The sequence below is a fragment of the Psychrobacter aquaticus CMS 56 genome (assembly GCF_000471625.1).
In the GTDB taxonomy this organism is placed as follows: domain Bacteria; phylum Pseudomonadota; class Gammaproteobacteria; order Pseudomonadales; family Moraxellaceae; genus Psychrobacter; species Psychrobacter aquaticus.
The window spans coordinates 34,681-47,368 of sequence record NZ_AUSW01000017.1 but is presented as its reverse complement, the minus strand read 5'-3'; the positions used below and the strand labels follow the sequence as shown (position 1 = coordinate 47,368).

Annotated in this window: 10 protein-coding genes; 5 read left to right on the top strand and 5 right to left on the bottom strand. The window is 43.5% G+C overall.

Features of this window, described 5'->3' with window-relative positions:
• The first annotated feature begins 81 nt into the window (after positions 1 to 81).
• From M917_RS05635 to M917_RS05615, 5 genes are all read left to right on the top strand, one after another.
• On the top strand, positions 82 to 861 hold the full coding sequence (locus M917_RS05635) for an SDR family NAD(P)-dependent oxidoreductase (RefSeq protein ID WP_021813820.1): 780 nt from the start codon (positions 82 to 84) through the stop codon (positions 859 to 861).
• Positions 862 to 975: 114 nt separating this feature from the next.
• On the top strand, positions 976 to 1,545 hold the full coding sequence (locus tag M917_RS05630) for a L,D-transpeptidase family protein (RefSeq protein WP_021813819.1): 570 nt from the start codon (positions 976 to 978) through the stop codon (positions 1,543 to 1,545).
• A 499-nt stretch (positions 1,546 to 2,044) separates the two neighbouring features.
• Positions 2,045 to 4,642 (top strand): ATP-dependent chaperone ClpB, encoded by a 2,598-nt coding sequence (gene clpB / locus M917_RS05625; protein WP_021813818.1) that lies wholly within the window; start codon positions 2,045 to 2,047, stop codon positions 4,640 to 4,642.
• Positions 4,643 to 4,821: 179 nt separating this feature from the next.
• The gene (locus tag M917_RS05620) at positions 4,822 to 6,072 is read left to right on the top strand and encodes a PQQ-dependent sugar dehydrogenase (protein WP_021813817.1); all 1,251 of its coding nucleotides are present in this window, start codon (positions 4,822 to 4,824) and stop codon (positions 6,070 to 6,072) included.
• 173 nt (positions 6,073 to 6,245) lie between these two features.
• On the top strand, positions 6,246 to 7,889 hold the full coding sequence (locus tag M917_RS05615) for a BCCT family transporter (protein ID WP_021813816.1): 1,644 nt from the start codon (positions 6,246 to 6,248) through the stop codon (positions 7,887 to 7,889).
• Positions 7,890 to 8,174: 285 nt separating this feature from the next.
• On the opposite strand, the gene M917_RS05610 is transcribed toward M917_RS05615, so the two are convergent.
• The 5 genes from M917_RS05610 to M917_RS05590 form a co-directional block, all read right to left on the bottom strand.
• The gene (locus tag M917_RS05610) at positions 8,175 to 8,492 is read right to left on the bottom strand and encodes a hypothetical protein (RefSeq protein WP_040642054.1); all 318 of its coding nucleotides are present in this window, start codon (positions 8,490 to 8,492) and stop codon (positions 8,175 to 8,177) included.
• 224 nt (positions 8,493 to 8,716) lie between these two features.
• Positions 8,717 to 9,073 carry a DUF3144 domain-containing protein gene (locus M917_RS05605; protein ID WP_021813815.1) on the bottom strand — a complete coding sequence of 119 codons (357 nt, stop codon included), beginning with the start codon at positions 9,071 to 9,073 and terminating at the stop codon, positions 8,717 to 8,719.
• Positions 9,074 to 9,145: 72 nt separating this feature from the next.
• The gene (metK, locus tag M917_RS05600; protein ID WP_021813814.1) at positions 9,146 to 10,312 is read right to left on the bottom strand and encodes a methionine adenosyltransferase; all 1,167 of its coding nucleotides are present in this window, start codon (positions 10,310 to 10,312) and stop codon (positions 9,146 to 9,148) included.
• Positions 10,313 to 10,763: 451 nt separating this feature from the next.
• Positions 10,764 to 11,459 (bottom strand): endonuclease III, encoded by a 696-nt coding sequence (gene nth, locus M917_RS05595; RefSeq protein ID WP_021813813.1) that lies wholly within the window; start codon positions 11,457 to 11,459, stop codon positions 10,764 to 10,766.
• 32 nt (positions 11,460 to 11,491) lie between these two features.
• Positions 11,492 to 12,355 carry an RnfABCDGE type electron transport complex subunit B gene (locus M917_RS05590; RefSeq protein WP_021813812.1) on the bottom strand — a complete coding sequence of 288 codons (864 nt, stop codon included), beginning with the start codon at positions 12,353 to 12,355 and terminating at the stop codon, positions 11,492 to 11,494.
• Positions 12,356 to 12,688: the final 333 nt, after the last annotated feature.

The window sequence follows — 12,688 nt, the reverse complement described above, 5'->3', positions numbered from 1 at the left end:
GCATTATACTAGGATGCATTTTTCTCAATAAAAATATTGAATGAAAACATTGAATAAAAATAGCTATATAAAGGAATCATCATGCAAATTAAAGAAAACAGCTTTTTGGTCACGGGCGGTGCATCTGGATTGGGTGAATCAGTGGTTCGCGCTATCGTCGCTCAAGGTGGTAATGTCGTCATCGCTGATCTCAATGAATCTGCCGGACAAGCATTGGTCGATGAGTTGGGTGATAACGCACGTTTTGTACGCTGTGATGTAACCAGTGGTGATGAAGTACAAGCGGCTGTCGATATGGCAGAAAAAGCGTTTGGCGGTCTGCAAGGTTCGATTAATTGTGCGGGTATCGCAGTGGTACAAAAGCTGCTAGATCGTGACAACAATCCAGCCGATCTTGAGTCCTTTAGTCGCGGCGTCAATATCAATCTTGTGGGTTCTTTTAATGTTGCGCGTTTGGTCGCGGCCAGTATTGCCAAGCGTGTGGCTCATGATGGCAGTGATGAGAAAAATATCGATCAAGGTGTCATTATCAATACAGCCTCTATCGCGGCCTTTGACGGTCAAGTAGGACAAGCCAGTTATGCGTCGTCGAAAGCGGGTGTGGTCGGTTTGACTTTGCCGCTGGCTCGTGAGTTGGCGCGTCATGGTATTCGTGTCATGACCATTGCTCCTGGAGTCTTTGCGACGCCAATGATGCAAAGTATTCCCGAAAAAGCGCGCGAGCAGTTGGAGGCTGGTGTGCCTTATCCAAAACGTTTGGGCAATCCAAATGAGTTTGCCAAACTGGTCACTCATATTATTGATAATGCGTACTTAAATGGTGAAGTCATTCGTCTAGATGGGGCGATTCGTATGGTATAAGTGCTTTTAAGTGTCCTTAGCGCTTTATTCATTAATTCTGCACAAAGATTGACATAGTGCTTTGCTATATTATGATTCCTTGCTATTAAGTATGAGTTATAAGGAGCAAAGCCTATGTCATTTTTTCGTATAGAGTCTCGTAAATACTCAAGCTGGTTTCTCATTGTGATAGGACTGAGCCTTGCGACTATTGTTAGCGCAAGCGCCATTGCTTACATCAAAAATGCCTCAAATACCAAATCTCCCATTCCTAATACGGTCATTATCGATAAAGTTTTCGTTGATAAATCAGAACGTGTGTTGAAGTTATTAAGTCAAGGCGAGGTTGTTAAAACTTATCATATTGCGTTAGGCGATAATCCTATTGGGCATAAGCAGCAAGAAGGCGATGAGCGTACGCCAGTAGGAAACTATACGTTAGATTATAAAAACGAAAATTCTATTGCCCATCGCTCCATTCATATCAGTTATCCCAATGCTACTGATAAAGCAAAGGCACAATCATTAGGCATCAATCCGGGTGGTAATATCATGATTCATGGACAGATGAATGGCTTTGGTCATTTGGCTTGGATTAATCAACGTCGTAATTGGACAGATGGTTGTATTGCGGTCACCAATAGCGAGATGGATGAGATTATGGCAGTAGTGAAGGTAGGCACTGCTATTGAAATAGTTGAGTAAATGTTGTTTAACTTTCTATCACTCAAGTCAATGAAACATTCATACTTGTAGTAAAGTGGGTTTTGTAGATATTCTAACCATACTTAATAGTCAGTATTAAAAAATGTCTGTCAAATATGATGTATCAACTATTATCAAAATTCTTTTAAATCGGTACTCTACGTATGCTTTTCTGTGAAGTAAACCTTTCTTTTTGTTATTCTTTATTTGTTCTCTTGAAATACATTCTTAATGTACCTATTAAAGTTCTATGGCGATATCATCACAATCAGTAAGGTTTTTTGACAGAATCAAAACCTGACTTTTCTGTCATTTGCCACTAAGTCATTATTTATAATTGACAAGTAATTCAGACGAGTTGATATCTTACATATTGCACCCTATATCAAGAACAACTAACAGTGATGGATACGAAATTAGAGCGATAATAAATGCCATATTTTTGGCATCTTATTTTTTGTCAATCAACTAAAAATACTAATTATAAAAGGACACAATAATGAGGTTCGAAAAATTTACCCAAAAACTGCAATCTGCGATTCAAGAAGCACAGAGCCTAGCGTTGGGACGCGATCATACTGGTATTGATCCAGTTCATCTACTGGCCGTATTGCTACAAGATGAATCCAATTTGTCTATTTGCCAACAAGCGGGTGCTTCTATTCCTGCATTAAAAAACGGCGTGGCAAAGGCATTAAATAATCAAGCAACGATTTCGGAGCCAACAGGCGACGTCAATCTAAACCCAAACTCAGTAAAAATCTTAAACTTAGCGGATCGCCAAGCCCAAAAAGAAGGTGATGATTTTATCGCAACCGAATGGGTGATGTTGGCACTCGCTGAGCAAGGCGAAACCAAAAAAATATTTGAAAGTGCTGGCGTGACGGCAAGTAAGTTAAAGGCAGTCATTGAGCAATTGCGCGGGGATGATACGGTAAACAATCAAAATGCGGAAGATCAGCGTGATGCGTTAAATAAATATACGATTAACCTGACTGAACAGGCAGAGCTTGGCAAACTTGATCCTGTGATCGGTCGTGATGAAGAGATTCGCCGTACCATTCAAGTATTGTCACGTCGTACCAAAAATAACCCCGTACTGATCGGTGAGCCAGGTGTTGGTAAAACGGCTATTGTCGAAGGCTTAGCACAAAAGATCATCAATGGTGACGTACCAGAAGGTCTGCGCCGTAAAGAAGTACTGTCGTTAGACTTAGGTGCACTGATTGCAGGTGCTAAATTCCGCGGTGAGTTTGAGGAGCGTCTCAAGAGCGTATTGAGTGACTTGGCCAAGCAAGAAGGCAATGTCATTTTGTTCATTGATGAGCTGCATACCATGGTTGGCGCTGGTAAGTCGGAAGGGGCAATGGATGCTGGTAATATGTTAAAACCAGCACTCGCTCGCGGTGAGCTACATTGCGTCGGCGCGACAACGTTGGATGAATATCGCAAATATATCGAAAAAGATGCAGCGCTTGAGCGTCGATTCCAAAAAGTGCTGGTTGATGAGCCAACGGTTGAGGATACCATCGCGATATTGCGTGGTCTCAAAGAGCGTTATGAGCTGCACCACGGGGTTGATATTCAGGACAGCGCGATTATCGCTGCTGCTCGCATGAGCCATCGCTATATTACCGACCGTAAGCTACCGGACAAAGCGATTGATTTGATTGATGAGGCGGCCAGTCGTTTGCGTATGGAGATGGACAGTAAACCTGAATCATTAGGGAAGCTCGATAGTCGCTTGATTCAACTAAAAATGCAGCGCGAAGTGCTCAAAAATGAAGAAGACGCTGGCGCACAAGCGGAGCGTAAAGTGCTTGACGCGCAAATTGAAGAGCTAGAAAAAGAGTACGCTGATCTCAATGAGATTTGGCAAGCAGAAAAAGCTCTGGTCAAAGGCAGTCAGCAATTAAAAGACGAGCTGGACAAAGCCCGTATTGCTTATGACAAAGCCAGCCGCGAAGGCGATTATGAAACCATGAGTAAACTGCAGTATGAGACGATTCCGCAGTTAGAGCGCCGTATTACTGAGTCTGACTTGGCGGAACAAAAAGAGCAAACAGGCGAAGGCAATGGCGTAAAACTGTTACGTAATAAAGTCACGGACAATGAAATTGCCGAAGTGGTTGCCGCAGCGACTGGCATTCCAGTCAGTAAAATGATGCAAGGTGAGCGTGACAAAATGCTTGCTATGGAACAAAAGCTTCATGAGCGCGTTATTGGACAGAATGAAGCGGTCGAAGCCGTGGCAAATGCGGTACGTCGTAGTCGAGCGGGCTTGTCTGATCCGAACCGTCCTTCAGGCTCGTTCCTATTTTTAGGGCCTACGGGTGTCGGTAAAACGGAGCTGACCAAGTCACTGGCGAACTTCTTGTTCGATAGTGAAGATGCGATCGTCCGTATCGACATGAGCGAATACATGGAGAAACATAGCGTCAGTCGTTTGGTGGGTGCGCCTCCAGGTTATGTCGGCTATGAAGAGGGCGGTGCCTTAACGGAAGCCGTACGCCGCAAACCTTACAGTGTAATTTTGTTTGACGAGGTCGAAAAAGCGCATCCTGATGTGTTCAATATCTTATTGCAAGTGTTGGATGATGGGCGTTTGACTGATTCACAAGGCCGAGTGGTAGACTTCAAAAATACCGTCATCATCATGACCAGCAACTTGGGTTCGCATAAAATCCAAGAGATGGTCGGCGAAAGCTACGATGCTATCAAAGCTGAAGTTATGGACTCGGTTGGGCAGCATTTCCGCCCAGAGTTTGTCAACCGTATTGATGAAATTGTGGTTTTCCATCCGCTTGGTATGTCACAGATGGCAGGGATTGCAGCCATTCAGTTAAATCGCTTGCGCCGGCGCTTATATGAGCGTGAGATGGATATCGAACTCTCAGCCGATGCTATGAACAAACTGGTTGCCGTTGGCTATGATCCTGTCTATGGTGCGCGTCCACTCAAACGTGCCATTCAGCAAGAGATCGAAAACCCCTTGTCATTGAAACTATTGGCAGGTGATTTTATTGCGGGCGATATCATCAAAGTTGATGTCGGTGCAGATGATAAGTTGGTTTTTGAAAAACTTAGAATGAGCTAGTAGCCAGTATTAAACGCTAAACGACTGTCTTTATAAATTAAATTTAACCCTTTACTTGTGATAGCAGGTAAAGGGTTTTTATTTGGCATTTCAATATTATTTACTTTTTTAACACGTTTTTTATGCCATAAATAATTTAAGCTCTAATGACATGAACTTAACATAGATGGAGAGGACAAATGACAATAATCAATGCCAGATACAAGAATGCGCCATTAACCCTACCAATCATCATATCAGCACTTCTGTTTAGTACGGCTGCTTGCTCTAATCAGGCGGTAGTCAACACCAACGCCGATCTTGCAGAATATAAAGAAAAATCTCCTACCGCTGCTGCATCAACCAGTGCCGAAAAACCTGAATTTACTACCAAGGCTGTGGCTACTTTTTCTGAACCTTGGGCAATGACTGCGCTACCTAAAATAAATGATGAGCCACCAAAATTCCTTGTGACGCAAAAGACAGGTGAGTTATTTATCGTCGATACAGCAACAGGGGCTAAGACAGCTGTGACAGGCGTGCCCAAGGTTGCTTATGGCGGGCAAGGCGGACTTGGCGATGTCGTCATTGCGCCAGATTTTGCCACGTCTAACGCTATTTATATCAGTTATGCAGAGGCGGGCACAGGCAGCGAGAGTAATGCATTTGGTGCTAAAGTTGTCAAAGCCAAACTTTCAGGATTGAATACCAATGCGCCACGCTTGCAAGAAATTGTACCGATTTGGCAGCAAACACCAAAAGTAAAAGGGCAAGGTCATTATAGTCACCGTTTGCTCTTCTCACCTGATGGACAGTACTTATATATCAGCTCAGGTGATCGTCAACAAAAAGAACCCGCGCAAGACATGACGGTGAATTTGGGTAAAATCATTAGGTTAAACCTTGATGGTTCAGTGCCAGCAGACAATCCATTTGCGGACAATGGCAATGATATTGCCGCTCAGTTCTGGACCACAGGCAACCGTAATGTATTGGGTATGGTGTTTGATGGTGATGGTAAATTATGGGCGAACGAGATGGGTCCAAGAGGCGGCGATGAGTTTAATCTGATCGAAAAAGGCAGTAACTATGGCTGGCCGCTGGTCTCTAATGGGCGTAATTATTCAGGTCTTGATATTCCAGATCATGATACTGGCCCCGAGTTTGTAGCGCCCAAGATTACGTGGACACCTGTCATATCCCCTTCATCGATGAGTCTTTATACTGTGGGTGCGCAGCGCAATTTTCCAGCGTGGCAAGGTAACATGCTTATCGGCGGTTTGTCATCCAAGGCGCTTATCGTCGTTGATACTGCTGCTGACAATACTGCTGATGAGCGTTATCGCTATGATATGGGCGAACGCATTCGCAGTGTATTGGCCGTGGATGGTGAGGTGTGGGTGTTGGAAGATGGCGATAGTGGACGATTGTTAAAGTTGTTACCTAAGTAGTAGAGTCTTAGTATTGTTTTTAGTGACGCGCCTGCCTACGGTGCGTCACCCATCATATGTAACTTAATTTATCTATATTAAAACAATATTCATATCAAGTTTTATTTTGTAATTAATTGATTGTTAAGACATATTTTGTTAAGGTGACGTTTCTTAAATTTAGGGACTTGCACATGGACAAAGTAAAAGTAGGTAGATTGGGTCCTTTTCCACGGGTAAGTAAGCCTGTGTTTATCACATCGTCGCTGTTGATTTTGGGTTTTATCATTTTTGGCGCATTTTTTACCGAAACCGCAGGGACGCTTTTTAGTTTTTTACAAGGTTTTATCACCGATAAATTCGGTTGGCTGTTTATTATCTTGGTGAATATGGCTCTTGCACTTTGTATTTACTTAGCGACGAGTCGCTATGGCGATATACGGCTAGGCAATCAAACTGAGCGGCCACAATACAATCTGTTTTCGTGGATTGGTATGTTGTTTTCTGCAGGGATTGGTATTGGCTTGGTTTACTGGGGTACAGCTGAACCCCTGTATCATTTTATGGCACCGCCAATGGGTGACGCCGAAACAGTTGCGGCAGCCAAGCAAGCGATGAACCTGTCGTTTATGCATTGGGGTCTACATGCTTGGGCTGTTTATACGGTTGTGGCTTTATCGTTAGCCTATTTCCATTTTCGCCGTGGTTTGCCTTTATCGATTCGATCGACGCTTTATCCGTTGATTGGCAAAAGAATCTACGGTCGATGGGGACATACTGTCGATATTTTGGCGGTATTTGGTACGATGTTTGGTGTGGTCACCTCACTTGGGCTTGGGGTGATGCAGATCAATTCTGGGCTTGAGAAGCTGTTTGGGATACCGAGTAGTCTCCCTATACAATTTGCTTTAATCGCATTCATTACAGCGCTTGCAGCGGCTTCCGTTATGATGGGTTTGGATAAAGGCATTAAACGGCTCAGTGATATTAATATTGGATTCACGGTTGTTTTATTAGCATTCATGGTCGTTTTGGGGCCGACGCTCTTTATCTTTGATAGCTTTATTGAAAACATTGGTAATTATCTGACAGTGATTGTATCTCTAGGGACGTGGGGCGAGTCTTATAGTGGGACAGATTGGCAGAGCGGTTGGACGATATTTTATTGGGCATGGTGGGTTAGTTGGGCACCATTCGTCGGTATCTTTATTGCTCGTATCTCTCGTGGCCGTACTATTCGCGAGTTTACGCTCGGGGTATTGCTTATTCCCATGCTGATTTTATTTTTCTGGTTCACGACGTTTGGTGGTGTTGCCATTCATATGGAGCTTGCCTCTGCAGTAACCGGTATTAGCCCAGGACTGGTGGAAGCAGTACAAGCAGATACTGGTAGTGCAATTTTTAAACTGGTGGAATACTATCCATTGGCACAACCGATCACGCTGTTGATTGTGGTGATGATTATGCTTTGGTTTGTGACATCGTCAGACTCAGCCAGTTTTGTCATTGATATGCTGACCGCTGGTGGTGATACCGATCCACCAAAAATTCAGCGGTTGTTTTGGGCAACGACTGAAGGGGTGATTGCTGCTATCTTGCTAGCGGCTGGCGGGTTGTCTGCGCTACAGGCAGCAGCCATTGTCGCAGGACTGCCATTTGCTTTAGTCATTTTTGTGATGATGTATGCATTATTACGTGGTCTGAGTCGTGATCGTCTGATCTTATACCGGGCACAGCAGGACTTTATTACTGATGAATCGGCAGATCATAATTCGGCTAACGAATTCGTTGATGAGCATTTACTCAAAGGCCCGCCTAAGATAGTTAAGGGCGACTAAGCATCCTGCATCTACATGCAAGATGATGAATAGAAAATGAAAACAGGCAATCCTAAGATGCAGAGACATCTTAGGATTTTTTATGGCGCTTTCATTGAGTCTATGAGAACACGGCCTAAATAAATATAGTGAGTTCAGTATAAAAAAGACATAGCGGGACTGGAATGCTTATCTTTAAACGAGAAGTTTCGCCGCATCGAGCTGCGAAGGCACAGCAAGCCAGAAAAATTTATACCCGTTCAGCGTTGAAATATAATGGTTCTGTTTTATTTAGATTCGACTATATTACTGGCATTCGCCTTTTACATATCCTATGGCTTCAGGCATGTTACAAGCAGAACAGGCATTACCTGCTGTACGATAACTTATTACTGAGCCAACTTTGGTTTTCACGCAGACAGGATCATACTGCATGGTACACATAGTATCTCCAGGCTTGGAAGTAGAAGATGGGCATTGAGTAAAACTGCCTTTAAGCAGCGGGTTGGTGGCTGGTTGGGTAGGAGTGGTATCAGGCGTAACGGAGTTAGGCAGATAGCTACAGCTTGCCAACGCCATGGTCAGAGTTAGACCAAGTAGTGAGGATTTAAAAAAATTGCCCATAAAAATATGTCCTTATAAATGAGAGTTGTGATTTCTTATTAACGATAGTCGGCTTTCTTGTTTATAGTAGCGCATTTGTAGAATGCTATCTATAGTCAAGGTGCGGTAAACCAATTTTAAACGACGCCTAAAAAACCCCAAGCTCCATACTGAGCTTGGGGTTTAATATAATGAATGTACAAGTTTTTTAAATTTAAGACATCACTTGAGCAGTGAGACTTTATTTATTCTGCTGATTTCTCGTCTTGATTTACTTGTACGTATTTATCAAAGTTTTGTGCGTAATCAGTCAAGTTATCACTCAGCATTTGACGATATTGTTTGACGTAAAACTCAACGATATCGTCTTTTTCTTTAGCAAAATCGTCGCCTTTGATAAAACCAATAGAAGCAACTGACGCGCTATAACGGGCGGCGGCATACAATAAAGAAGCCCCTACTTGTCCTGAATGGGCATCGGAACCTAACTGACTGTTTGCGATACCAATGATGGCATCAGCACGTTGATAAAATGCCTGCATTTCAGGGGTGATTTCAATGTTTGTATCAACATTGCTATCTTGAATATTGTCTTGAGACATAAACGACTCCTAATAAGTGTCAGTAATTTTCTATATATAAAGAGGATTTGTAAAACTATAAAAGTATGTCTCTTATAAACCAGCGTCTGCTTTTAAGATCTCAGCTTTGTCTGTTTTTTCCCACGTAAAGGCAGTTTCTGACCCTATACGCCCAAAATGACCAAAAGTAGCGGTTTGCTGATACATTGGTTGCAGCAAGTTGAGCATACGAGTAATGCCATAAGGACGCAGATCAAAATGGGTACGAATCAGACGAATGATCTCATCATTGCTGATTTTATTCGTCCCAAAAGTATTGACCGAAATAGAGGTTGGTTCAGCGACCCCAATAGCATAGCTGACCTGTATTTCACAGCGCTCAGCAAGTCCTGCTGCTACGATATTCTTAGCAACATAACGGACAGCATAAGCAGCACTACGATCCACTTTTGAAGGATCTTTACCACTGAATGCGCCGCCACCATGACGCGCCATACCGCCGTAAGTATCAACGATAATTTTACGACCAGTCAATCCTGCATCCCCAACAGGGCCGCCGATGACGAATTTACCTGTTGGATTGATATGATAGCGTGTACCCGCATGTAATAGATCCGCTGGCAGTACTTGTTTGATGATAGATTCCATCACCGCTTCTTGTAGATCAGACTGCGAGATACTAGGATCATGCTGCGTTGATAATACGACCGCATCAATGGCGACAGGTTTGTTACCGTCGTATTTTAGAGTCACTTGAGCCTTTGCATCTGGACGTAACCAAGGCAGTTCTCCTCCACGGCGTAACTCAGACTGACGCTCCATCAAGCGATGAGCGAATTCGATAGGTGCGGGCATTAATACTTCAGTTTCATTGCTGGCATAGCCGAACATGAGGCCTTGGTCGCCAGCACCTTGTTCTTCAGGATCACTGCGATCAACCCCTTGAGCAATCTCAGGAGATTGCTTGCCCAGCATATTAATCACCGCACAAGTTTCGCCATCAAAGCCTAAGTCTGAATGATGATAGCCAATGCCATTTACTGTATCACGGACAATACGCTCAAAGTCGACATTGGCTGTGGTGGTAATTTCACCAGCCAATACCACTGCACCTGTTTTAACCAAGGTCTCACATGCCACGCGCGCATGTAGGTCTTCACGTAAAATAGCATCAAGAATAGCGTCTGATATTTGGTCAGCCATTTTATCAGGATGGCCTTCGCTCACAGATTCTGAGGTAAATAAATTGTATTCACGCATAATGGGATCGCTTAATTGAATCGATAAGTATAGGAAAAAGCATAACGTCTGAGCGCTGCTTGGATTAATGTTGGCCGTGCAATAGGTGATTATCAACTTCACTGATTAGCTTATATTATAGAGCGTTAAGCCAAAATGAATCCGGATATACCATTAGCATTATGCCCATTACCTTATTATAGTCATGGTAATTGTCATAATGCTTGGACGTAAAATAGGGTTATTCTACCTCGAAACGCAATAAAACTCTAGTGAGCAGCACTTGCTTTACTATAAGAAATGCTCAACATGGCATTTGCTATTGCCGAACATTGAGATAGTCAATCCACCATAAGACGAATGCAGTAATATTAGGGTTGTAGTTCTTTTATTTAGAATAAACTACATCTGATGAGCGCTTGCTTAGATTCACTATTGGGTTACGATTCTTGGCTGATTATAATTCTAAAAACTATAGCTCCAAGAACTTGGTTTTGTCCTTAAACATACATTCGTCATAAACGGGGCAAGCACCGCATTTGGGTGTGCGAGCTTGACAAGTATAGCGCCCGTGCAAAATAAGGTAATGATGGGCATCAACAATGTAGTCTTCTGGGATACGTTCGACCAGCTTATTTTCGACGATTAATACAGTTTTACCAGTAGCGAGCCCTGTGCGATTGCCCACACGGAAAATATGGGTGTCGACCGCCATGGTGGGTTGACCAAAGGCGGTATTTAACACCACATTGGCGGTTTTTCGGCCAACGCCTGCCAGTGACTCCAAATCTTTGCGATTGTTGGGGACAGTGCTGTCAAATTTTTCGATCAAATCGCGGCAGGTTTTGATGACGTTTTTGGCTTTAGCATTGTATAAGCCAATGTTTTTGATATAAGACTTTAGGCCATCTTCGCCCAATGCCAATATTGCCTCAGGCGTATTCGCCACTGGATACAATTTCTGGGTCGCAATATTGACGCTTACATCAGTCGCTTGGGCAGATAAGATCACCGCCACCAGTAACTCAAAATTGCTGGCGTAATTGAGTTCAGTGACAGGCTCTTTAATCGTCTCCGCCAACTTCTCAAAGAATGGACGCACATCACGATTGGGCATTCTTCTGGAGGGCGGCGTATCGGCTGTTTTATGTTTGACGGTTTTGCTCATGGTATTTTTACTATTATTTTGGATATTGATGACTATAACTGTAAAAGCTCGGTCTGTAGTGCGTCAAGCTCGGCTTGCTTTTGCTCGTTGGCACGAACGCTTAATTGCTTCTCTAGTTTTTTAATTTTGGTACGCAGTTTGGCCGCCGCAATGGTGTTTTTTGCCTGAGATTCACTGATAGTGACAGTTTGGCTGGCAGCATTATTCAGTTTTGCCTCTACCATGCTAACCACAGGTCTGCTGTTGCTGCTATCAGTAAGCTGCTCGGTTACGCGTCTTAAATGCGTGTGATAGCGCAGTCTTAAATCTTCTTGCTCGGCGGCTCGCTCAGATATAGAAAGCTCGCGCTCTATCGTAACCAAATCGATGCAATCAACTGGGCAGGGTGCGATGCACAGCTCACAACCCGTGCACAAATCTGTAAAAATAGTATGCATGTGTTTGCCAGTGCCGACGATGGCATCGACTGGACAGGCCGGAATACATTTGGTACAGCCGATACAGTCATCTTCGCGGATAATGGCGCGTACTTCTGTCGGTCGTCCAGAGCTAATATCTGTTGACCACTGCGAGGGTACCGCCTTAAGTATGATGTTCTTAGTGTTGGGGTCAATAATGTGAGCGATAGCGTCGGTGACCGGTTGACCACCGGGAACGCACTTATTGTAGGGCTCACCATCTAGCACGATAGCGGCGGCATACGGCAAACAGCCATCTGGATGCTCGCAAAGACCACATTGTGTTTGCGGCAGACAAGCGTCAACTCGTGAAATTTTTGCTTGTATATCAGCAGGCAGTGTCTCGATATGTAAGGTATCGAACAAGATAGGCAGATTAACTAAGCGTGTTTGCTCAGTACGTGACGCTGCTTGGACGTGGTGGTCGGTCTGGGACATGGTACTACAGGCCTTAATATCGGTCATCGCTTATATCTGTCAATAATAAGACAGACAATTAACTATTTATTGGGTATTTTATATGCATATTATAGGTTTATTTATTGATGTTATACCTTCAATCATAAAAAAACTAGCCATGATGAGTGCCTTTGCGCCGCGAAAGGTTAACACATTTATAGTGAATTCTAAATAAAAAGGCACAAGCATTATAAGGCAATTGCTATGGCAAATCGCCTGATGCGATTAAAAGCTGTGCATCAGCATTGGGAATAAATCCCAGATCCACACGCCTTACTTGTTTATACCGTATTTAAAATATATACACTGGTG

Excerpts from the sequence above, each read along its gene's own strand:
- M917_RS05630 (WP_021813819.1), top strand. The coding sequence starts at position 976 with ATGTCATTTTTTCGTATAGAGTCTCGTAAATACTCAAGCTGGTTTCTC.
- M917_RS05605 (WP_021813815.1), bottom strand. The coding sequence starts at position 9,073 with ATGTCTCAAGACAATATTCAAGATAGCAATGTTGATACAAACATTGAA.
- nth (WP_021813813.1), bottom strand. The coding sequence starts at position 11,459 with ATGAGCAAAACCGTCAAACATAAAACAGCCGATACGCCGCCCTCCAGA.
- clpB (WP_021813818.1), top strand. The coding sequence starts at position 2,045 with ATGAGGTTCGAAAAATTTACCCAAAAACTGCAATCTGCGATTCAAGAA.
- M917_RS05635 (WP_021813820.1), top strand. The coding sequence starts at position 82 with ATGCAAATTAAAGAAAACAGCTTTTTGGTCACGGGCGGTGCATCTGGA.
- M917_RS05590 (WP_021813812.1), bottom strand. The coding sequence starts at position 12,355 with ATGTCCCAGACCGACCACCACGTCCAAGCAGCGTCACGTACTGAGCAA.
- M917_RS05610 (WP_040642054.1), bottom strand. The coding sequence starts at position 8,492 with ATGGGCAATTTTTTTAAATCCTCACTACTTGGTCTAACTCTGACCATG.
- M917_RS05620 (WP_021813817.1), top strand. The coding sequence starts at position 4,822 with ATGACAATAATCAATGCCAGATACAAGAATGCGCCATTAACCCTACCA.
- metK (WP_021813814.1), bottom strand. The coding sequence starts at position 10,312 with ATGCGTGAATACAATTTATTTACCTCAGAATCTGTGAGCGAAGGCCAT.
- M917_RS05615 (WP_021813816.1), top strand. The coding sequence starts at position 6,246 with ATGGACAAAGTAAAAGTAGGTAGATTGGGTCCTTTTCCACGGGTAAGT.